Source organism: Bacillus sp. FSL K6-1003, assembly GCF_037964945.1.
Taxonomy (GTDB): domain Bacteria; phylum Bacillota; class Bacilli; order Bacillales; family Bacillaceae; genus Bacillus; species Bacillus mojavensis.
In genome coordinates, this window is record NZ_CP150176.1 from 2632501 (window position 1) to 2654101 (window position 21601).

Consider the following 21601-nt stretch of genomic DNA (forward strand, 5'->3'; position numbering starts at 1 on the left):
CCCTCTTATTATATTCTCATGTCTCCTGTTCTTCGGCGGTGCCGTTTATTGGATGTTTTTTTCACTCAAAAACGTTCCGAAAGGCAGCCTTGTACAATCAGTGGAATCTCCGGACGGAAGCTATACGCTAAACACTTATGTATCCAAAAATACCTTAGGCTTAGATGCCGCCAGAGGCGAACTCGTGAATGAAAAAACACTTGTCAATAAAACAATCTACTGGAATTATCCTGACAGCAGACTAGCTGTTAAGTGGTTGAACAACAATACAGTAAAAATCGGCGGCCAGACTTTACCATCTTGATATCGATGAAACTTATGATTGGCGAAAGGATAATCATTGGATTCGTGAGGAGCCGCCGCAAGCATCAGTGAGGTAAGATGATGAAAGATCCCTATCGCCTTGCCTTTTATATGCGCAACGGCAGAGCTTGGCTATTTATTTCTCTAGGACTGTTTACAATTGGTGACATGCCTTTTTAAACAGAAGCGCGGCGTACTTCATACGCTGCGCTTTTTTTCACCCCATTCACCCCTCTTATGATCATTACACGTTATATAATGTGACAGATTGATTGTAAAAATAGTTCAATTAACCCAAAATCCTCTTTATAAAATGAAATCGAAACGACATGAGGAGGAAGCTTGATGGCAGATTTTGTTGCTAGTTTAAACGCGGTCTTATGGAGTACACCCGTCATTTATACTTTATTAGGAATTGGTTTGATCTTTTCTATTGTGACCCGTTTTTTACAAGTCAGACACATCAAAGAAATGATTGTGCTGATGTTTCAAGGAAAGAGCTCAGAGGCAGGGGTATCTTCTTTTCAAGCATTATCAATCGCGCTGTCCGGCAGGGTGGGAACCGGAAACATTGCAGGTGTGGCAACAGCAATTGCCTTCGGTGGACCCGGCGCGGTGTTCTGGATGTGGGCCATTGCTTTTATCGGTGCTTCGAGCGCCTTTGTTGAATCTACTCTTGCCCAAATTTATAAAGTGAAACAAGGCGGCCAATATCGAGGCGGACCCGCTTATTATATAGAAAAAGGATTAGGCATTAAGTGGTTTGCTGTTTTATTTGCGGCTGCGGCACTGATTGCAATGGCTCTCCTTATGCCAGGGGTCCAGTCCAACTCCATTGCAGCGGGCGTCCAAAATGCATTCGGCATATCTCCTGCCATTACTGGCTGTTTTCTTGTTCTCTTATTAGGTTTTATCATTTTCGGAGGTGTAAAACGTATTGCCAGTGCAGCACAAATGATTGTCCCGTTTATGGCAGTCGGATACATTCTGCTCTCCCTGATCATCATTGTGATGAATATTTCTGAACTGCCTGCTGTGATTTCTTTGATTTTCAGAAGTGCATTTGCGTTAGATTCCGCATTCGGCGGTCTCATCGGCATGGCCATTTCATGGGGCGTCAAACGAGGCGTTTATTCAAACGAAGCCGGCCAAGGAACAGGCCCTCATCCCGCTGCCGCTGCAGAGGTGTCCCATCCAGTAAAGCAGGGATTGGTTCAGGCATTTTCTGTTTATATCGACACTTTATTTGTATGTTCCGCTACTGCATTCATGATTTTATTTACCGGTATGTACAATACACAGGCTGCCGACGGATCATTTATTGTCAATCACCTGAAAGGCGTAGAAGCTGGACCGGGCTTCACTCAGGCCGCCATTGACAGTGTGCTGCCCGGCTTTGGTGCAGGCTTTGTCGCTATTGCTTTGTTCTTCTTCGCTTTTACAACCATTATGGCTTATTACTACATCGCTGAAACAAATATCGCGTATTTAGCGAGAGGCAGAGAAAGCAAGTGGGCTATGCTTGGCTTAAAACTGATCATTTTAGCCGCGACATTCTACGGTGCGGTCAAAACCGCTACACTCGCTTGGGCTCTAGGTGACGCGGGACTTGGCATTATGGTTTGGCTGAACGTCATTGCCATTGTTTTGCTCGCCAAGCCAGCGCTTATTGCGTTAAAGGATTATGAGCAACAGAAGAAACAAGGGTTAGACCCAGTCTTTGATCCTAAAACACTCGGCATCAAAAACGCTGATTTCTGGGAGAAAGAATACACATACGAAAAAGAGCACGTCTCCTAAGATAAAAAAGACCGGCCTAAGAGCACTTTGCGCCGGTCTTTTCATATTACTGGTAATTGGTATACACTGCCTGAACATCATCATCGTCTTCAAGCGTATCGATCAATTTTTCCAGTTTTTCAACAGCCTCGTCATCAGCGTCTGCATATGTTTTCGGTATCATGGTCACCTCAGCTGAATCGACTGGATAATCCGCTTCAAGTGCTGCTTTTACCTTTTCAAAACGTTCAGGCGCTGATAATACTTCAAAGTATTCTTCCTCTGTCCGCAGCTCTTCGCCGCCCGCTTCTATGACATCAAGCATCAGTTCATCCTCTTCTATTTGCCGCTCTGTACGGTCAATTGCAATGTATCCCTTCCGTTCAAATAAAAATGCTACACATCCGCTTTCTCCGAGACTTCCGCCGTTTTTATTGAAAGCTGTCCGCACATTTGTCGCCGTACGGTTTTTATTATCAGTTAAGCACTCCACCATGACGGCAACCCCTGATGGGCCGTAGCCTTCATAGGTGATTTCCTCATAGCTGCTATCGTCCTGGCTTCCTGCGGCTTTTTTAAGGGCACGGTCTATATTTTCATTTGGCATATTGGCGCCTTTTGCTTTTTCAATTACAAGCCGCAATGCTGAATTTGCTTCAGGATCGGCTCCGCCTTGCTTCGCAGCCACATAGATTTCTTTAGCAAGCTTCATAAATATTTTACCGCGCTTTGCATCTTGCGCATTTTTTCTTTTTTGTATGTTTTTCCATTTAGAATGGCCAGCCACGCTATCACCTTCCTTGATATTTCTATGTACACTTTAATGGGTATTGCAATCCGTTGTAAAGAAAAAGACCGCCGGGAATCACTCTCCGGCAGCCTTCTTAGTCCTAGCGTCTGTTCATTTTATGAAGTCTTGTGAACAGTCCTTTATCTGTAGATACTTGAATGTCACGGCCATCCGCATAGTTTCGTGCGGCTTTTGTGACATTTTGCCTGTCAGACTTTGTGAAATCAGCGTGGCTTCTGACTGCGATGACGACTTTGTCATCCGTAACCATGACTTGTGTGTCATTGACGTTTTTGACTTGTTTCACACGATTGGCGATTTTTGCGGCAAGTCTTCTGTTCTCTTGGTTGTCATACCCGTTGTTGTTCGTCCCATTTCGGTTCATGTTTCTGTTATTAGTGTTGTTATATGTTCCGTCTGTTGTCAATGGGACGCGATCATCGGCAGTAACACGGTCGTTTACATTGGTTGTGTTTCGGTCACGGCCGTTCTGGCCGTTCTGGTCTTCCATCAATTCAGAGACCGGGCCGTCGTGATCCATCCCGTCTCCCTGTCTGTCAGCGTCGTTCTCATTTGTATAATATCCGATTGGACGGGTATTACCGTTATTACCGTTATTACGCGTATCATTAAGGGCATCATTATTTGCGCCGCATGCTGTTAATCCGGCTGTCATCAAAATGAGACCTGCAATTGTTAACTTTCTACCCAATGGAAAAACCCCCCGAGGACTGATTGAGCATGTTGTGCTCGTTTTTATCATGCGCATCAGGGAGATATGTTAAGCGTGTCAGTTATGACCATTCGTCTTGTACAAAACAATAACTAAAAAAAGGAACGATTTACATCGTCCCGAGCAATCATTCACTTTCTTCTTCCGGCCGTCCAAACATCTGATTTGTTGAAGGCTGATTTGGCATGGATGTTCCGGCTCCATACGGATTCGGATTTGCTCCTCCGTAAGGCATATAAGGCGTTCCATATGCGCCTCCCTGATAACCAGGTGCTGAGAAGTATGGCTGCTGATCATCGTCACACCCGCAATCATCATGATCCTTAAATGGCGGCATATAACCATGCGCCATATTTGGCTGATAAGCACCCATCACTTGAGGAGCGCCATAATAAGGACCATATGGCATATGCCCATAAGGAGATCCATAAGCCGGCGATGCATATTGAGGCGCGCCGTGCGAAGGCTGATATCCGTAATGCCCGTGATGGCTGTTTTCATGATGCTGGTTATCATATTTACCCGGATCATATTGCGAAGGTGAAGCAAAACCTGGCTGATAGCCATAAGGCTGATGCATCGGAAATGCATGTGCAGGATAGTATGGGTAGCACAGGCCGGAACCAGGCAGAACCGGTGAGACAGGAACCGGACATGGTACAAAATGGGTTGGATACGGATAATATGGCTGAACTGCCGGCATATTCGGAACAGTGTGGTGGATGTTTTCTTCTTCCAGACCGCCTACATCTGGCGCTTTAGGCGTATTAGGCATATTCGGATAATTTGCATTTTCCATATTACTCATTGCCTCCTGTTGTGGAAATTGATCTTGCATGTGATACATATGATCTATATTTCCGTCATGATGCTTTTTAGGCTCCTCCGGTTTAGGAGGTGACCAAGGCTGAAAAAGCTGATTCATATCATAATAATCGTTTACATCAGCTTCAGGATACACATTATCATGCAAATTCGGCATCGGCGGGACAAAAGGAACTGACTGCTTTTCTTTCGGTTTTGTGTCTTCTACGTCGACAACGGATTTAGGCTTCTCCTTGGAATATGGGTGTTCTTTCTTCTCATTCCCGGATGCCGCCGGACTTTTGCCAGCTTTTATCTCTTTTCTGACCGGAACACCTCCAGACGGCACTTTTATTTTCATCCCAGGCATAATTAAATCTGGATTGCTGAGCTGCGTATTGAGTTTTTTCACTTCCTCAACATCAACTCCGTATTTTTCAGCTATTTTCCAGAGTGAATCGCCTTTTTGAACGATATGGATTTTCAACGTTTTCCCCTCCTATGCAAAACGTGAACAGTTCAGTTGTGTGATTACAATATGTTTCTTCACAACATATGCCTGCTCAAAAGAAGTTATGAGTACAGGAGGGGAAATATTTCTGATTTACGTAATGGAAAGCATTCGATTCAGTGCAAGAAGGGCATCGTCCTGAATGACTTTCGGCACTTTGATCACGCCTGCTGGTTCTCCTTTTTCGATTTGTTCTAAAGACCAGAGCAAATGCGGGAGGTCAATTCGATTCATCGTCAGACACGGACACATATCCGGATTCAATGATTCGATCTGTTTGTCGGGATATTCTTGAATCAGTCGCTGAACAAGATTCATTTCTGTACCGATTGCCCACTTGCTTCCCGGCTGAGCGCGGCTGACGGTATCAATAATATATTTCGTTGATCCGCTGTCGTCACTTTGCATTACAACTTCATGAGAGCATTCGGGATGAACAATGATCCGGATGTCAGAATCTCGTTCTCTCAAATCATTTATATTTTTTACAGTGAATTTTTCATGAACAGAGCAGTGGCCTTTCCAAAGAATAACCTTGATATCGTTATGTTCTGCTTCGTTCTCCAATTGATCTTGAATCGGGTCCCAGACAGCCATGTCTTCAAGCGGGATACCCAGTTCATAAGCGGTGTTTCTCCCTAAGTGCTGATCAGGCAGAAATAAAATGCGTTTTTTCTGTGTAAACGCCCATTCAAGCACTTTTTTTGCATTCGATGAGGTTACAGTCGCTCCCCCGTGCTTTCCGACAAATGCCTTGATCTCCGCTGTGGAATTCACATAAGTTAATGGTATGATCGTGTCGCCGAATATATGCTGAAGTTTCTCCCACGCCCTGTTCGTCTGCTGCATATCAGCCATATCAGCCATGGAACAGCCCGCTCTCATATCTGGCAGGATGACCGTTTGGTCCGCACCCGTCAGCATATCAGCGGTCTCTGCCATAAAATGTACGCCGCAAAATACAATATATTCCGCATCCTTATTTTTTTCCGCCATTTGGGCAAGCTGGAGAGAATCGCCCGTTTGGTCAGCAAATTGAATCACTTCATCCTTTTGATAATGATGGCCTGGAATAAGCAACCTGCTCCCGAACTTTTCTTTGATGGCGGCAACACGTCTCTCCATCTCCCCCATTGACAGACCTTTATAATGATCAGGCATCATTTCAAATTGCTTCATTGCATCAAGAATTGACATAATCGCACTCCTCCACTGGCTGATTTGTTAACGCCACATCCATGCTGATATCTAAGCTTTTGACCGAATGAGTCAGAAATCCTAAAGAAATATAATTCACACCCGTTCCTCTAAAAGCGGGCAGAGATTCTAATGTAATGCCTCCGGAAGCTTCGGTTTTAATGTGATCCGGTGTGATATTTGCAAAATGGCGGACAGTATCAGGCGGACAATTGTCAAACATAATGACATCAGCTTCAGCAAGAATGGCTTCTCTGAGCTGCTCCTCAGATTCAATTTCCACTTCAATATTCACCATATGCCCTGCCGCCTGTCGCGCTTTTTCACACGCCTTTACAATGGAACCGCAAGCTGCAATGTGATTATCTTTGATCATGATTCCGTCGTATAGGCCGAATCGATGGTTATATCCTCCTCCGACCCTGACCGCATATTTTTCGAGCATTCTTAACCCCGGCGTCGTTTTCCTTGTATCACAAATCTTAATGTGATCATCATCAAGCCGTGCAACAGCCTGTCTTGTCATCGTCGCAATACCCGACAGCCTTTGAATAAGATTTAATACTACCCTCTCTCCAGAAAGAAGAGCAGCCGCCGGCCCGCGTAAGACGGCAATCACATCACCTTTTTGCAAATGATCTCCATCTTTTTTGTGCAAACACGTCTGAACCTTTTCATCTAATAAAGCAAATCCTTCTTTGATCACCGCAGCTCCGGCGAAAATGCCGTCTGACTTTGCAACAATTGAGGCCTCACAGTTCTGTCCTTCAAAGATGGACTGTGATGTAAGATCTCCCGTCCCTATATCCTCATGAAAAAAGTGATTCAGCAATTTTTTCAGCTGTAAAAGATTCATTTTTCCAAATCCCTTCGTTTTTTCTCATTCTTGTTCCCTTTTTTGTATGAACAATTTGGAGTCCTTGCCAGCCTGCATCAGCCTGAGGGATATCAATTCGAAAATGCGCCCCCCTGCTTTCTTCCCGCAATAGAGCAGACGAGGTCATCAGCTTTGCAACCTGCCACAAGTGAGAAAGCTCCAGCTGCGAAATTGTGATATCCTTCACATTTAAGTTCTGAGAAGGGAGCCCATATAGCCAATTGCTCATCTCAATCAGTCTGTCTTTTTCTCTTATTATGGACATATCGCTTGTCATTCTGTTTTGCAGTTCAGAAAGCTCAATATTCGGCACCTCATAAACTCCTCTGGCTTCACTGGTGAATTGACTATACCTGTTATCAACCGGTTTTCTCATGATGTGTTCTGCTGCTCGTTTCCCAAACACAAGTGCCTCCAGCAAGGAATTGCTCGCAAGACGATTGGCTCCGTGTAAGCCGGTGCATGCTGTTTCCCCTATCGCGTAAAGCCCGGGCACAGTTGTTTCTCCCCACCGATTGACTGAAACGCCACCCATTAAAAAATGCATTCCCGGCGCAACAGGTATTTTTCTTTTACGAATATCGACTCCTGCCTTTTCGCAAATAGAGGTGATTGTGGGAAAACGCACTTCGAAGTCAGAAATAGTACTGCAATCGATATACACACGTTTTCCTTTTGCTATTTCTTCATGAATGATCCGCGAGACGACGTCCCGTGGTGCTAAATCCTCCAGTGGGTGCCGTCCGGCCATAATGCGGCGGCCGTTTTGGTCTGTTAAAAAACCGCCCTCACCTCTGACTGCCTCAGAAACAAGCCCACACGAGACGCCATTTTTGACAAGCAGTGTAGGGTGAAACTGGGCAAACTCTAAATCAGTTAATTCCGCTCCGGCCCGATAAGCAAGGGAAAGACCGTCACCAGTGACAGATGGATCGTTCGTATGGTGCTGAAACAAGCTTCCGCATCCGCCAGCTGCCAGCACAACCTCATCTGCATGCCGCAAATTGATCCGACCGCGGCTGTCTTTCGTCACGACACCAACACAGCGCCCATCCTTCATCAGCATATCAACCGCTGTTTCATTCTCGATTACTTCGATTTGGCTTTTGATTTGTTTCAGCAAATAATCAATGAGCATGCTGCCTGTAGCGTCTCCGCCTGCATGAAAAATGCGGTTGTTCGTATGGGCTCCTTCCCTGCCGAGGCTGACGTGGCCTTGTTCATTCCGGTCAAATGGAAAGTCATTCTCCAGAAAGTTCTCGATAATGGTTTTTCCTTCAAGTAAAACGTCTGATACGATGTTTAGATCGTTATGTCCGCAGCCTGCATATAGCGTATCCTCTATATGAGACGCAATCGAGTCATTTTTTGCATAAGCCGCAGCAATTCCTCCCTGTGCATGTCTTGAATTGCTGTTTTTTATGCCTTTTTTCGTGATGACAGTCACCTGGTATGATGGCGGAAGTGCAGAAGCCAGGGCAAGTGCTGCCGCTCCTGAACCAATGACCGCAATCGTCTTTATAGACATATGCCACCTCCTGTTGTTTACACCTGTCTTGACACCTATATTTACACAAGGATAAAATAAACTCAAGAGTTTTTTATGAAGAACATATGGAGGAAAGACCGGATGATTTATTTAGATTATGCAGCAACCACGCCAATTTGCGAGGAAGCTCTGGACGTATTTCAGAAGCTCAGCATTGAAATGTACGGAAATGCCAGCAGTTTGCATGATGCTGGGGGAAAAGCAAAGCATATACTGGAGTACTGCCGAGGGAAAATAGCTGCCATAATCGGCGGAGAAACAGATGGGATATATTTTACAAGCGGCGGTACTGAATCCAATTTTCTTGGCATTCAATCATTGTTAAACGGCCTGCCAAAAACAAAAAGACATTTTATTACGACGGCCATGGAACATCAATCAATCCATAACTGTGCTGCTTTTCTGCATAATCATGGCTTTGACGTGACAATCATTAAGCCTAATGAGTATGGACTTATTACCGAGGAAATATTGGCAGCCCATATTCGCCCGGACACAGGCCTGGTTTCTATTCAGCATGCCAATTCAGAAACAGGAATCATTCAGCCCATTAAACACCTGTCATCGTTTCTTCACAACAGGAAAATTCTTCTTCATTGTGATGCGGTTCAAACATTCGGCAAACTGCCCATCAATACTGAGGAAATGGGGGTTGATGCTCTCTCTGTCTCCAGTCACAAAATCCACGGCCCTAAAGGAGTCGGAGCTGTCTATATTCGACCGGACGTTAATTGGAAGCCGGTATACCCTGACACCGCTCACGAGAATGGGTTTCGAGCAGGCACGGTAAACGTACCGGGTATCGGAGCCTTTACAGCGGCAGCGGAGCTGATCGCAAGTGAAATGGAAAAACAGATATCCCACAATCAAATGCTGAGACAATACTTTTTAGAACAAATCCGTATTCGGTCTCTCCCTGTAACCCTTGCGGCAGACGGTGCAAACACAGAATGTCTGCCCCATATTATCGGGTGTTTTTTTGGCTCATTTGAAGGACAATATGTTATGTTAGAATGTAATCGGAATAATATTTGCATTTCAACGGGAAGCGCTTGTTCTGCAGGTTATCACGGGCCGTCTGAAACGATGAAAGCGTTAAGAAAAACAGAACAGGAAGCCTTGCAATTTATCCGGATCTCTTTCGGAAGAAACACAACCACTGAACAGCTGGATATGTTATTACATACGTTTACAGCGCTTTTGGAACAAAGGAAAGGAGAATATCATATTGACCGAAGAATTAAAGCTCATGGGCACCAATAGGCGTGAGCAGCTTCTTTTGTGGCTGAAGGAATCCCAATCGCCGCTGACAGGAGGAGAGCTCGCCAAAAAAGCAAATGTTTCAAGACAGGTGATCGTTCAGGATATCTCGCTTTTAAAAGCGAAAAATGAGCCGATTATCGCCACAAGCCAAGGGTATGTCTATCTGGACGCCGCCGCTCAAAAGCATCAGCAGGCAGAAAGAATCATAGCGTGTTTGCACGGACCTGAACGGACAGAAGAAGAATTGCAGCTCATCGTGGATGAAGGGGTAACTGTAAAAGACGTAAAAATTGAGCACCCTGTATACGGCGATTTAACTGCAGCGATCCAAGTCGGCACGCGAAAAGAAGTCAAACATTTCATCAAAAAGATCAATTCCACAAATGCCGCCTATTTATCACAGCTGACAGATGGTGTGCATCTCCATACACTGACAGCGCCGGATGAACATCGCATCGATCAAGCCTGTCAAGCGCTCGAGGAAGCCGGCATTTTGATTGAAGACTAAAAAAAGCCCTATTAGGGCTTTTTATAATTGATAAGATTGATATGTACCAAGCAGCTTTACTTTGCAACCGAGCGCTTCAAGCTCCTGCATAGCTCCAGGGATTAATACTTCATCAAACGCCTGTTCAATATCAATAATAAAGAAATAATTCCCTAACCCGGTTTTGGTCGGACGGGACTCGATTTTTGACAGGTTTAAGTTTCTCCAAGAAAAAGCAGACAGCACTCTATGCAGCGCTCCGGATTGATCATCCTGGGGAAGCATCACCATCAGTGTTGTTTTTGGTCTTGAATTCAATTTTGAATTCACTTCAAAGGTTATATTTTCATCAGGAGACAGAATGACAAATCGCGTATGATTGTCTCTATAGTCCTGGATATCCCGTTTTACGATTTTTAATCCGTATGTAGAAGCCGCCATTTCATTGGCAATCACCCCGATATTCAGCTCGGGATGGTCACTGACAAACTTTGCCGCCGCTCCAGTTGAATTGGCGTATTCATACGGGACGGAAGAAAAATGCCGATGGAGAAACTTATGGCACTGCGCAATCGCATGTGAGTGCGAATAAATTTTGTTCAGGTCTTTCCATGCATTCTCTCTGGAAGGATGAACGAGTAAATGCTGATGTATCGGCAATGTCATTTCACCTACGATAGGCAGAGGCTGTTCATGTATTAAATAGTCTATTGTTAAGTTTACTGATCCTTCTAATGCGTTCTCTAAAGGCACAAAAGCGAAATCAACCTCACCCGCAACTGCCGCATCTATACATTCCGGTATCGTGCGGTAAGCAACATGCTCGGCGCCATTTAGAAAACAAGAACTGACTGCTAGATGTGTGAATGTAGCTGCTGGACCTAAGTAACCGACTTTCATGACGATATTCTCTCCCCTTACGCTCCTGAACCTAATATTTCAACCTTTTCTACAAAGTCAAACTTTCTCATCTTGTTCATTAATGTATGAATGTCCTCTTCCATTGCGGATGTACTGATAGACAGCGTTACGTTTGCTCTCCCTTGAAGCGGAATGGTCTGGTGAATGGAAAGAACGTTGCTTCCAGAGTCAGCCACCGCCTGAAGGAGCTGAGATAACGCGCCTGAGCGATCCTCTAAATGAAAGAAAAGTGTGATAATTTGTTCTTTAACCATTGTATAAAAAGGAAAAACGGCATCTCTGTATTTATAAAATGCGCTTCTGCTTAAATCTACCTTTTGAACGGCGTCTGCCACTGATTCTGCTTTTTTTCGATCCAGCAGTTTTTTGACTTCCAATGTTTTTCTCATCGCATCAGGCAACACATCTTCACGGACAAGATAAAACGTCTCCTCTTTCACTTGCATCCCCCCTTTTGAAAATAGAGAGCCTGATATCCAGGCTCTCACCCATTATTAATCAATAAATTCAAATTCAAATTCAAGAAGTCTGATAATGTCTCCGTCTTTGGCCCCGCGTTCTCTGAGTGCTTCATCAACACCCATCCCCCGCATCTGTCTTGCAAATCGTTTAACAGATTCATCACGTGAGAAATCAGTCATCTTGAATAACCGCTCAAGACTGTCTCCTGAAAGCACAAAGACTCCGTCAGGTTCTCGCGTAATGTTGAATGGCACTTCTTCATTCTCCATCGTGTACATGACACGGTTTTGCGTAAGCTCTTCCTCGTCATACAGCGGGAATTCCGGAGTGTTTTCCAGCTGATTGGCGACTTCGTACAAAAGCTCGCGAAGACCTTCTCTTGTCACTGCACTGACTGGGAACACCGGATAATCATCCTTCAGCTTTTCTTTGAAGCCTTCAAGATTTTCCGCCGCCTGCGGCATGTCCATTTTATTCGCGACAATAATTTGCGGGCGCTCCGTGAGACGCAAATTGTACTCGCTCAATTCCTGATTAATCGTCACATAATCCTCATACGGATCGCGGCCTTCCAAACCGGACATATCAATGACATGAACGATAACGCGGGTCCGCTCAATATGGCGCAAAAATTGGTGGCCGAGCCCGACGCCTTGATGAGCCCCTTCAATCAGGCCAGGCAAATCGGCCATAACGAAGCTCCGTCCGTCATCTGTTTCGACCATGCCAAGATTCGGAACAAGTGTCGTAAAGTGATAATCCGCAATTTTCGGTTTGGCAGATGAAACGACGGACAATAAAGTCGATTTCCCTACACTTGGAAACCCGACAAGCCCGACATCTGCAAGCACTTTTAATTCAAGAACAACATAGCGTTCTTTTCCCGGTTCACCGTTTTCTGAGAGCTGAGGTGCAGGGTTTGCCGGTGTGGCAAAGCGTGAGTTTCCTCTTCCGCCTCTTCCGCCCATTGCGATGACTGCCTGCTGTCCATGCTCGGTTAAATCGGCAATGACCTGCTTTGTATCATCGTCTGTCACAACTGTGCCGGGCGGAACTTTAATGACCATATCCTCCGCATTTCGTCCATGCTGGTTTTTTGACATGCCATGCTCGCCGCGAATCGCTTTAAAGTGTTTTTTATATCTAAAATCCATAAGAGTACGGAGACCTTCGTCCACTTCAAAAACGACGTCTCCTCCCTTTCCGCCATCTCCGCCGGCAGGGCCGCCTTTCGGCACATATTTTTCACGGCGAAACGCAACCATCCCGTTGCCTCCGTCGCCGCCTTTTACATACACTTTCACCTGATCTACAAACATAATGTCCTCCGTTCTAAACCGTTAAAAAACACCGCTAGTTCAACCCAATTTCAATTAGACATTCGTGGCTTGTGATCCCAAAACGCATGATATCAAAGTCCTCATATCCATTTTGCCGAAAATCATCAAAGGCAGATATATTGGCAAAAGTTCCGTGAAAATCAAGGTACAGTATCAGCTGTCTGTCAGGATGATCGGTTTGAAGCGAAACGGTTAAATGATTTTCACTGCCTCTAGAAACTGCTTGTTCAAACAGATGAAACAGCTTTCTCATCAGTTTCGCCAATTTTTGATCATAAGCTGACAAATCCTTAATTTCCCCGAGAACTTCATATTCAAGCGTCATACATTGGGCTTTCCAATTAAACGTAAGAAAATCAAACGCTAAATGCGGTGTTTTCAGGTTTGAGAGCTTTGATTCGTGTTTAGCGTCTATCACCATTTCTTCAATGATTTCAAAGACGCGGTCATACTTCTGCAAGCTTAAGTTTCCTTTAATAAGCTGCAGCTTATTCATCCAATCATGCCGGGAATGGCTGAGAAGATGAATCAGTTCATTTGTTAAAGCTGTATCGCTTATATTTTCTTCTTGATTTTTTGAAACATCCTTCATTTTCGCACTCCCAATCATTTGATTTCTTATTTAGGAGTCTGTATAAGTGTGTATTATGAATTATAACAGAGAAGGCTTTGATAGAAAAACAATTGTTTTTCCCAGAAATATCATGTTCCTTTTTTCTGGCTTAGGTTGATTTTCAGCCAGGCAGAACATTTTATGTATTACTGCTTGGGGAACATATCCAGTGGGTTTGAGACATTCGTTCTCATTCTTGGCGGGGTCTGCTCGCACATACTCTGCATAACATTCTTGATGCTTACTCCGCATATTGCAAAAAAAACTCCAGTCATTATCGACCGGAGTTTTTGAATCATTATTGAGCTACAGGATATACGCTCACTTTTTTGCGGTCACGTCCGAAACGTTCGAATTTAACAGTTCCGTCGATTTTCGCAAAAAGAGTGTCATCTCCGCCGCGGCCCACGTTTTCACCTGGGTAAATTTTTGTTCCGCGTTGACGGTAAAGGATAGAACCGCCTGTTACGAATTGACCGTCAGCACGTTTAGCACCTAAACGTTTAGCCTCAGAGTCACGTCCGTTCTTTGTAGAACCTACTCCTTTTTTAGAAGCGAAAAACTGAAGATCTAATCTAAGCATGTAGCTCACCTCCTATATTATGTTTGTGGTCACACGCAAGTGATCTTTGTAATCCCGTTCGATTGTCTCTAACGAAACAATCATGCCTTCAATCAGCAGCTGAGCTTTTTGGCGCGCCTCCGGATCGAGAGATTCAGGGAATTCAAAGTAAAAATAACCCCCATCTTCTCCTATATCAAGAAGCGGCTCGAAGCCCGCCAACGCGATGACCGCGTTAACGGATCCAAACACAACAGCTGTCACTCCGGCACAGACGAGATCTTGTCCATGTTCAGCAAAATTCGCGTGGCCCGTCATTTCAAAAGACAATACGCTTTTGTCAGCACGGGACCTTCTGATTGTTGCCTGGATCATGGCTTACGCGTTGATTTTTTCGATCGTCACTTTAGTGTAAGGCTGACGATGACCTTGTTTTTTATGAACGTTTTTCTTTGCTTTGTATCTGAAAACAGTGATTTTTTTCGCGCGGCCTTGTTTTTCAACTTTAGCCGTTACTGTTGCGCCTTCAACTGTAGGGTTGCCGACTTTCACATTGTCTCCGCCAACAAACAAAACGTCTTCAAAAGTAACTGTTTCACCTGCTTCAGCAGCAAGTTTCTCGATGTAAACAGTTTGGCCTTCTTCAACTTTAATTTGTTTACCGCCTGTTTTAATGATTGCGTACATTCTCTGCACCTCCTATTAGACTAAGACTCGCCAGATACCAGGGGGCTGTAAAACAACTCTTAACACCTGTACTGAGCGGTTGTAGCATTGGTGCTACATCCATAACATTAAAAAATATATCAAAATACAAGGCGTTTGTCAATCGATTTTAATAAGGCAGCAGCAGTTCCTCCATGGAGGAATTTGTCCGTTTATCAGCAAAGTAGGCATGCAGCACTTCATTCTCATCCAGCTGGCTTAACTTCTCTCCTGACTTTTCTATAATAATGGGGTGCTTACAGCCTCGTTTGAATTCCGCCATTACATGATAGACTTTATCCTCAGCATTAACGGTAAGCGGAAGCAATTTTTCAAGCTCACGGTTTTTCCCATAGTATCTTTCCAAGAGAAACCTCACATGGATGTAGTGTCTTTGCCTGTACTCCTCAAACAAAGAAACAGCCAGAAAGACAAACAAAACCCATGCGCTGATTTGCAGAGGAACCGCAAATAAAACCCAGCATGCGAGAAGCAGGCAGCACACAAGTGAAGTCTTTAGATTCAGCCGATGCGCTTTTTGAAAAGCCAGATGCTTTGAAAAAAATAAAAATAACAGCTTGCCGCCGTCAAGCGGCCAAATCGGCAGCAGATTCACAAATAAAATAGATAGATTATAAAATGTAAACAGTTCAAAGGTCTCATGATTAATTATTGAGAGGCCTGCAAGCATCCAAGCCGCAAGCTGGAGCCAAATGTGCTGAAGAGGTCCGGCAATAATAACCGCAAACTCTTCCTTTAACGGCCGATTTCCGTGCTCTTCCACTTCAACCGTTCCTCCAAATGGCAGCAAAAAAACACGCTTGATTCTCCAAGAAAAAAACACGGCCAGAGCGGCATGCCCCAGCTCATGGATCAGGACAATCACAAGCAAACATAGCAATGCTTTCATATGCCCTGTAACCAGCCCCAGCGCCATGATAATCCAAAGAAAAGGATGAACATGAATTTTCAAGATGAGGTCAAGCCATTTATTCAAATGAGATCACCTGAATCGGATCAATAAATTTGTCGCCGTCTTTCATGGCAAAATAATAGAGCCCTTTGTTATGATCATCGAGTTTAATCGTACCGAGCTTTTTGCCTTTATCTACAAAATCATATAAAGCGACATCCACGTCTTTCAGTTCACCATAAATGCTGTAGGTATTGTCAGCATGCTGCACTTTTACTGTAAGCCCCGTCTCACCGTCTTTACTGACTTCAACAACATAGCCTTCTTTTATACAATCGATTGTATCACTGCTTGTTTCGACTTTAATGCCTTCCCCGTTGTCCTGAAAATCCTGCTGAACTTTACCAGACGCGGGTGCAACAAGATCTTGACTCACTTCAACCTGCTGTTCCTTATTTTTCTTTTCAGGAGCGAGAAATGCAAGCGGGCTGCCAAATTTCGTTTCAAACCAATGGCTTGCTGAAGCAAATTGAAATTCTGTTTCGAAGGCTTGTGCAACGACCGGCTTGATCTGGCTGATGGGTCCAATGTTTGTTTTATAGGCTATGGCAGAAACCAGAACAAGGCAGGCCGATAGAAGGCATTTCAGAATCATTGAGTCTGTTTTCACCAAAGGGTGTCTTCCGCTGAAATTCGAATTGCCATCTTCATATACCGGGATAGCCCCATGTTTTTCCTGATCAGATACCATGACCCAAGACGGCGGTTTTTGCTTTTCGGAACCTGTCTGAGTAGGGAAACGTTTTGAGCCGGAAACCTGTTTCCTTCTTTTCTCTAATCGTTTTCTGATTTCATCTGCTCTGTGACTCATTGCCATCATCCTTTGCATTCGTTGGGTTTGTACATCATATGTCTTGTCCACGGCAATTATTCGATTTACCTTCAGCACAGAGCAGTCAGAAACAAAAAAACCTGACACAGCATTTGCTTTGTCAGGTTCTTCTCTTTTATTCTATGAAATTAAGATCTTACTCCGAAAAATGACTTAATCTTAGCCATCATTCCCTTGTTTTGCTCTTCAAGCACCTGCAAAGGAACAGATTCGCCTAAAATGCGGCGGGCAATATTGCGATATGCGATGGAAGCGCGGTTTTTCGGATCCATTGCAATTGGTTCGCCATGGTTAGATGCCTTAATCACTTCATCATCATCGGCAACGATACCGAGCAAATCAATCGACAAATGCTGAACGATTTCATCGATATCCATCGTGTCACCGTTTTTCATCAGGTGATTTCTGATTCTGTTTACAACGAGCCGCGGCGGTTCAATATTTTCTTCTTTTTCCAATAGCCCTATAATGCGATCAGCATCTCGCACAGCTGAAATCTCAGGCGTTGTGACCACTACCGCCTTGTCAGCCCCAGAAACGGCGTTTTTGTATCCTTGCTCAATTCCTGCGGGGCAGTCTATGATGACATAATCAAATTCCTGCTTGAGCTCTTGGACCATAGTTTTGATTTGTTCAGGAGCAACAGCCGTTTTATCGCTCGTTTGAGCAGCGGGCATTAAATAGAGCAAATCATCAAACCGTTTATCCTTTACGAGCGCCTGATGCATTTTACATCTGCCCTCTACAACGTCGACGAGATCATAAATAATTCTATTTTCAAGACCCATTACTACATCCAGGTTGCGCAGTCCTATATCAGTATCTACTAAACATACACGCTTCCCTAAAATGGCTAAGGCGGTACCGAGGTTAGCAGATGTTGTTGTTTTACCTACTCCGCCTTTTCCCGAAGTTATTACGATAGCCTCACCCAATTCACATTCCTCCCTCAAGCCTTGTTAGATCAGGTCTTAAATGAGCCAAATGTTGAAGGCGTTCAATGACCATATTTCCGTCTGTATCTAAATAAGCACATTCCATTTCGTTCCCTTTTTGAATGTGGTCTGGGGAGCGATTTAACACGTGATTGATTCTTAACTGTGTCGGCAGCATTTCAGAGGCAGCAATAACCGCATGATTATTTCCGTTAAATCCGGCGTGGGCAATCCCTTTCAGCGAACCCAGAACAAAAATGTTTCCGCCGGCTCTGACTGTCCCGCCCGGATTCACATCTCCGATCAGAAGCAAATCGCCCTTCACCTCGAGCACTTGGCCTGAACGGACAATTTTTGAGACAGAAATAATTTCCGCTTCCTCTTTCATACGCTGTGCTTCTTTTTTAGTAATGACTTCACTCTCAATAGAATGAACAAACAAATCTTTTTTTGACGCAATTATTTCGGTCAGCTGTTCCTCTTGCTCCTGATATAAGCATCGATTGCCCAGCTTAATGTGAACGCTGATTTTCTGGCCTTTTCCATCTGTATATTGTTCAATTGACAGCATATTCTGAAGACCATCGAGAAGCTCATCAAAAGAACATGCATCGTCAAGATGCAATGTCAAACCATTCTTTGTTCCTTTTATCGTTACATATTGCTGCTTTTTGGTCTTCACAATATTCACCTCAACAACATACTCATTTCGTCAAAAAAAGATAAAATCCTTTTTACTCATCTCTCAATTCTTTCTTTAGACTCATAAAAAATAATCTAAATGGGAGAACCAGGATGAGTGCGCTTATCATATTTAATAAAACTGTCGGTATAAACCGGTCTAGCACAAAGCCATTAAACGTCATAATGTCTTTGTGAATCAGCGACTGAATACCGAACACATAAAATTCTAGCAGACAAACAGCGAGAACAGCAATCAGGATGACGACAAATGCGTTTGTGTGCAGCACTTTAAACGCTTTTGACGCCAAATAGCTTAGCCCCGCAAAGCCAAACATATAAACACCTAATAGACTTGTATAATTCATATCATATAGAAAGCCGAAAATAAAACCGTAGATCACTGCGTGTTTTTGATTGATAAAAGCCGACATAAAAATCAGCGCAAGCATCAGAAAACGCGGGACGAGCACCTGGTCATCCGTAACAAACGGGAAATGCACCAGATCAGTAAAAATGCTTTCCGCCGAAAAAACCAACATCATAACGAAAGGGAGAAGGAAACGTTTCACGATCCTTCCTCCTCTGTATCGACAGTCGGTACATCACGATTAACAACGATCACATTATTTAAATCTGAAAGATCAGCCGCAGGTTTTACATAGGCAACTTTCGTTAATCCATAAGAGTCAGACTCGATCTCAGTCACTTCACCGATTGTCAGCCCTTCTGGAAATACGCCTCCTGTGCCTGACGTTTCAATCAGATCGCCTTTTTTCACGTCTTGTTTATCCTTGCGTTCGATTATGGTCATCTTAAGCCGTTTTTTGTCTTTATCATAGCCTTCGATTAAACCGTAGCCTTTGCTGCCTTTTTTCCCGGAAATGGTTGTTGCGACTCTGTTATTACGGTCAGTATCGCTTAAAAGCTGGACCGTAGACGTAAAGTTATTAAGGCCTGAGCTTTTAATCTTCCCGATTAATGCGCCTTTTTCGTTCGTTACCGCCATATCTTTCGCTACGTTTTGCTGTGTCCCTTTGTTAATGGTCACTTGTTTCGCCCAATTATCAGGGCTTCTGGCAATGACTGTCGCCAAAATCGGCTTGTAATCTTTTATTGATTTCACATGGCCGAGTTCGTCACGCAGGGATTTGTTTTCGTCTTCAAGTTCTTGAAGCTTGGCTTCATATTTTGTTTGCCCGTCAAGCTTTTCTCTCAGACGCTCGTTTTCTTCGTATGTGTTTTTTAAATCACTAATGTTCTCAAATATCCCTGCAAAAAATTCGGCAGGCGTATGAAAAATGTTTTGAAATACTCCCGTCGTATCACCGATCAGTTTCTCAGGCCAGGTGGTATTACGGCCGTCCTTCAGCGAAAATCCAATCATAGCCACCAATATGATAATACACAGAAGTAATAGCATTAACCGTTTATTCGGCATCGTGTTACACCTCTTCTATTGAACTCCCGATTATCTTGTTTTTCCTTTGAAAAGATGGATGTGCTCCAGTGCTTTTCCTGTCCCGATCGCTACACAATCAAGCGGGTCTTCAGCGATAAGGACCGGCATTTTTGTTTCTTCGCTGATGACTTTGTCCAAATTACGAAGAAGCGCTCCGCCGCCGGTTAACACAATACCTCTGTCCATGATATCTGCGGCAAGCTCAGGCGGTGTTTTTTCAAGTGTGCTTTTCACTGCCTCTACAATGGTTGACACCGTGTCACGCAAAGCATTAGAAATTTCTTTCCCGGTAATTTCGATCGTTTTCGGCAGACCTGTCAGCAAGTCACGGCCGCGGATTTCCATTTTATCGGATTCTTCTGCGGATTCAGCAGAGCCGATATCCATTTTAATCGCTTCAGCAGTGCGGTCCCCGATCATCAGGTTGTATGTTTTTCTGATGTAGTTGATAATCGCATCGTCCATTTCATCACCGGCAACGCGGATGGATTGAGATGTTACAATACCTCCGAGGGAAATAATTGCAACTTCTGTCGTTCCGCCCCCGATATCAACAACCATGCTTCCAGTCGGTTCCCAAACCGGGAGATTGGCGCCGATAGCCGCAGCAAACGGCTCTTCGATCGGATACGCGTCACGCGCTCCGGCTTGTCTTGTCGCATCGATAACCGCACGCTCTTCAACCGCAGTAATGCCGGATGGCACACAAACCATCACATAAGGTTTTCTGGCAAACATGCCTTTATTTTTAATGGCCTGATTAATGTAATATTTCATCATGGTAGCCGTTGTTTCATAATCAGCGATAACGCCGTCTTTCATCGGGCGAAGAGCCACTACGTTTCCAGGCGTCCGTCCGATCATATTTTTCGCATCATTTCCGACAGCAACAATCGATTTCGTATCCGTTTGCAGCGCGACGACTGACGGCTCCCTCACAACAATTCCTTTACCTTTTACAAAAACAAGCGTATTCGCAGTTCCAAGATCTATACCAAGGTCTCTTGTACCAATTCCAAACATATGTATGTATCTTCCTTTCTTAAAGCAAAAATACCCTAAAGGGAAAAACTCATAAACTCTATTATAGCTTAATTCGACGAAAAAAAAAGTGTTACAAATATCCTTTTTCCTTTAAACTCACAAATTTTTTGTCGCCAATCACCAAATGGTCAAGCAGCTCGATGCCAATCAGGTTTCCGCATTCAAACAGCCGTCTTGTCACTTCAATATCTTCCCTGCTCGGCGTCGGATCCCCCGAAGGATGATTATGGATACAAATAAAGGAAGCGGCAGATCGTTTGAACGCTTCTTTAAAAACCTCCCGGGGGTGGACAATGGATGAATTCAGACTTCCGATAAAAACAGTGCGTTTATGGATGACTTGGTTTTTTGTATTTAAATATAAACAGACAAAATGCTCCTGGGTCAAAAAGCGCATATCCTCCATGACCAGATTTGCGCCGTCTTCCGGGGAGCGGATTACAAAATGTTCTTCATTGGCTAATTTATGAATACGGCTTCCCAGTTCAATTGCTGCCAGTATTTGCACAGCCTTCACCAGACCGATTCCCGGGATGCTGGACAGTTCCTCAACTGAAGCTTCTTTCAGCAGGCGCAGCCCGTCAAACGAACGCAGAAGCCGGTTTGAAAGGTTCATAACAGATTCGTTCTTTGTGCCTGTCCGCAATAAAATAGCCAAAAGTTCGTTGTTTGCTAAGTTCTCGGCTCCGACTTTCAGCAGCCGTTCTCTAGGCTTTTCTTTCTTTGGGAAATCTTTGAGTTTAAATGGCAGATCGTGTATGATCAAGCCCTCCTTTTC

Annotated in this window: 24 protein-coding genes, 2 pseudogenes and 1 other annotated feature; of the genes and pseudogenes, 5 read left to right on the top strand and 21 right to left on the bottom strand. The window is 44.1% G+C overall.

Annotated features, from left to right (window positions below; all coding sequences use genetic code 11):
• The first annotated feature begins 52 nt into the window (after positions 1 to 52).
• Together NSU16_RS13525 and NSU16_RS13530 are read left to right on the top strand one after the other, a co-directional pair.
• Positions 53 to 380 (top strand): annotated as a pseudogene (locus NSU16_RS13525) (DUF5412 family protein).
• Between the two features lie 268 nt (positions 381 to 648).
• A complete protein-coding gene (locus NSU16_RS13530) occupies positions 649 to 2103 on the top strand; it encodes an alanine/glycine:cation symporter family protein (protein WP_268445646.1) in 1455 nt (484 codons plus the stop codon).
• Between the two features lie 46 nt (positions 2104 to 2149).
• Here NSU16_RS13530 and NSU16_RS13535 read toward each other — a convergent pair whose 3' ends face one another.
• The 6 genes from NSU16_RS13535 to nadB all read right to left on the bottom strand — a co-directional run bounded on the left by NSU16_RS13535 (position 2150) and on the right by nadB (position 8522).
• Positions 2150 to 2869, bottom strand: a complete 720-nt coding sequence (locus tag NSU16_RS13535) for a YebC/PmpR family DNA-binding transcriptional regulator (protein WP_268505184.1) — start codon at positions 2867 to 2869, stop codon at positions 2150 to 2152.
• A 103-nt stretch (positions 2870 to 2972) separates the two neighbouring features.
• Positions 2973 to 3584, bottom strand: a complete 612-nt coding sequence (locus NSU16_RS13540) for a YhcN/YlaJ family sporulation lipoprotein (protein WP_010335145.1) — start codon at positions 3582 to 3584, stop codon at positions 2973 to 2975.
• Between the two features lie 148 nt (positions 3585 to 3732).
• On the bottom strand, positions 3733 to 4896 hold the full coding sequence (gene safA / locus NSU16_RS13545; protein WP_010335146.1) for a spore coat assembly protein SafA: 1164 nt from the start codon (positions 4894 to 4896) through the stop codon (positions 3733 to 3735).
• Between the two features lie 117 nt (positions 4897 to 5013).
• Positions 5014 to 6117: a quinolinate synthase NadA gene (gene nadA, locus NSU16_RS13550; protein ID WP_339191167.1), complete on the bottom strand. Its 1104-nt coding sequence runs from the start codon at positions 6115 to 6117 to the stop codon at positions 5014 to 5016.
• Positions 6104 to 6973, bottom strand: a complete 870-nt coding sequence (nadC, locus tag NSU16_RS13555; protein ID WP_339191170.1) for a carboxylating nicotinate-nucleotide diphosphorylase — start codon at positions 6971 to 6973, stop codon at positions 6104 to 6106. Before nadC ends, nadA begins: the two co-directional genes overlap by 14 nt.
• Entirely contained in the window at positions 6927 to 8522 is a 1596-nt protein-coding gene (nadB, locus tag NSU16_RS13560) for an L-aspartate oxidase (RefSeq protein WP_339191173.1), read from the bottom strand. Before nadB ends, nadC begins: the two co-directional genes overlap by 47 nt.
• Before the next feature lie 102 nt (positions 8523 to 8624).
• Here nadB and NSU16_RS13565 point away from each other — a divergent pair, with 102 nt between their 5' ends.
• The gene (locus NSU16_RS13565; protein ID WP_339191175.1) at positions 8625 to 9806 is read left to right on the top strand and encodes an IscS subfamily cysteine desulfurase; all 1182 of its coding nucleotides are present in this window, start codon (positions 8625 to 8627) and stop codon (positions 9804 to 9806) included.
• Positions 9772 to 10314 (top strand): transcription repressor NadR, encoded by a 543-nt coding sequence (locus NSU16_RS13570; RefSeq protein WP_339191177.1) that lies wholly within the window; start codon positions 9772 to 9774, stop codon positions 10312 to 10314. Before NSU16_RS13565 ends, NSU16_RS13570 begins: the two co-directional genes overlap by 35 nt.
• A 21-nt stretch (positions 10315 to 10335) precedes the next feature.
• Here NSU16_RS13570 and pheA read toward each other — a convergent pair whose 3' ends face one another.
• From pheA to NSU16_RS13590, 4 genes are read right to left on the bottom strand one after another with little or no spacing between them, the layout of a single operon-like run.
• Positions 10336 to 11193, bottom strand: a complete 858-nt coding sequence (pheA, locus tag NSU16_RS13575; RefSeq protein ID WP_010335152.1) for a prephenate dehydratase — start codon at positions 11191 to 11193, stop codon at positions 10336 to 10338.
• A 17-nt stretch (positions 11194 to 11210) separates the two neighbouring features.
• On the bottom strand, positions 11211 to 11654 hold the full coding sequence (gene thrR / locus NSU16_RS13580; protein WP_010335153.1) for a transcriptional regulator ThrR: 444 nt from the start codon (positions 11652 to 11654) through the stop codon (positions 11211 to 11213).
• Positions 11655 to 11708: 54 nt separating this feature from the next.
• The gene (gene obgE / locus NSU16_RS13585; protein ID WP_010335154.1) at positions 11709 to 12995 is read right to left on the bottom strand and encodes a GTPase ObgE; all 1287 of its coding nucleotides are present in this window, start codon (positions 12993 to 12995) and stop codon (positions 11709 to 11711) included.
• Between the two features lie 34 nt (positions 12996 to 13029).
• On the bottom strand, positions 13030 to 13608 hold the full coding sequence (locus NSU16_RS13590; RefSeq protein WP_268448730.1) for a sporulation initiation phosphotransferase B: 579 nt from the start codon (positions 13606 to 13608) through the stop codon (positions 13030 to 13032).
• 77 nt (positions 13609 to 13685) lie between these two features.
• Between NSU16_RS13590 and NSU16_RS13595 the strand changes: the two are divergent.
• Positions 13686 to 13808, top strand: a pseudogene (locus NSU16_RS13595) (hypothetical protein).
• Between the two features lie 119 nt (positions 13809 to 13927).
• On the opposite strand, the gene rpmA reads toward NSU16_RS13595, so the two are convergent.
• The 11 genes from rpmA to radC form a co-directional block, all read right to left on the bottom strand.
• Complete coding sequence (gene rpmA / locus NSU16_RS13600; protein ID WP_003222623.1) at positions 13928 to 14212, bottom strand: 50S ribosomal protein L27; 285 nt, start codon at positions 14210 to 14212, stop codon at positions 13928 to 13930.
• A gap of 12 nt (positions 14213 to 14224) precedes the next feature.
• A complete protein-coding gene (locus tag NSU16_RS13605) occupies positions 14225 to 14566 on the bottom strand; it encodes a ribosomal-processing cysteine protease Prp (protein ID WP_026014751.1) in 342 nt (113 codons plus the stop codon).
• A 3-nt stretch (positions 14567 to 14569) separates the two neighbouring features.
• Entirely contained in the window at positions 14570 to 14878 is a 309-nt protein-coding gene (gene rplU / locus NSU16_RS13610) for a 50S ribosomal protein L21 (protein WP_003222620.1), read from the bottom strand.
• A 13-nt stretch (positions 14879 to 14891) separates the two neighbouring features.
• Positions 14892 to 14969 (bottom strand) — a sequence feature (ribosomal protein L21 leader region).
• A gap of 57 nt (positions 14970 to 15026) precedes the next feature.
• Positions 15027 to 15893, bottom strand: coding sequence for a M50 family metallopeptidase (locus NSU16_RS13615; protein ID WP_010335158.1), 867 nt, complete (start codon positions 15891 to 15893; stop codon positions 15027 to 15029).
• The gene (locus tag NSU16_RS13620) at positions 15886 to 16680 is read right to left on the bottom strand and encodes a M23 family metallopeptidase (protein WP_339191181.1); all 795 of its coding nucleotides are present in this window, start codon (positions 16678 to 16680) and stop codon (positions 15886 to 15888) included. The genes NSU16_RS13615 and NSU16_RS13620 overlap by 8 nt, the downstream gene beginning before the upstream one ends.
• A gap of 149 nt (positions 16681 to 16829) precedes the next feature.
• Positions 16830 to 17636, bottom strand: coding sequence for a septum site-determining protein MinD (gene minD / locus NSU16_RS13625; RefSeq protein ID WP_010335160.1), 807 nt, complete (start codon positions 17634 to 17636; stop codon positions 16830 to 16832).
• Position 17637: 1 nt separating this feature from the next.
• Entirely contained in the window at positions 17638 to 18318 is a 681-nt protein-coding gene (minC, locus tag NSU16_RS13630) for a septum site-determining protein MinC (RefSeq protein WP_168748367.1), read from the bottom strand.
• A 52-nt stretch (positions 18319 to 18370) separates the two neighbouring features.
• Positions 18371 to 18889, bottom strand: coding sequence for a rod shape-determining protein MreD (mreD, locus tag NSU16_RS13635; protein WP_339191183.1), 519 nt, complete (start codon positions 18887 to 18889; stop codon positions 18371 to 18373).
• Positions 18886 to 19758 carry a rod shape-determining protein MreC gene (gene mreC, locus NSU16_RS13640; RefSeq protein WP_010335163.1) on the bottom strand — a complete coding sequence of 291 codons (873 nt, stop codon included), beginning with the start codon at positions 19756 to 19758 and terminating at the stop codon, positions 18886 to 18888. Before mreC ends, mreD begins: the two co-directional genes overlap by 4 nt.
• A gap of 30 nt (positions 19759 to 19788) precedes the next feature.
• Positions 19789 to 20802: a cell shape-determining protein MreB gene (gene mreB / locus NSU16_RS13645; protein ID WP_010335164.1), complete on the bottom strand. Its 1014-nt coding sequence runs from the start codon at positions 20800 to 20802 to the stop codon at positions 19789 to 19791.
• 91 nt (positions 20803 to 20893) lie between these two features.
• Entirely contained in the window at positions 20894 to 21589 is a 696-nt protein-coding gene (gene radC / locus NSU16_RS13650) for a DNA repair protein RadC (protein ID WP_326196290.1), read from the bottom strand.
• Positions 21590 to 21601 lie beyond the last annotated feature (12 nt).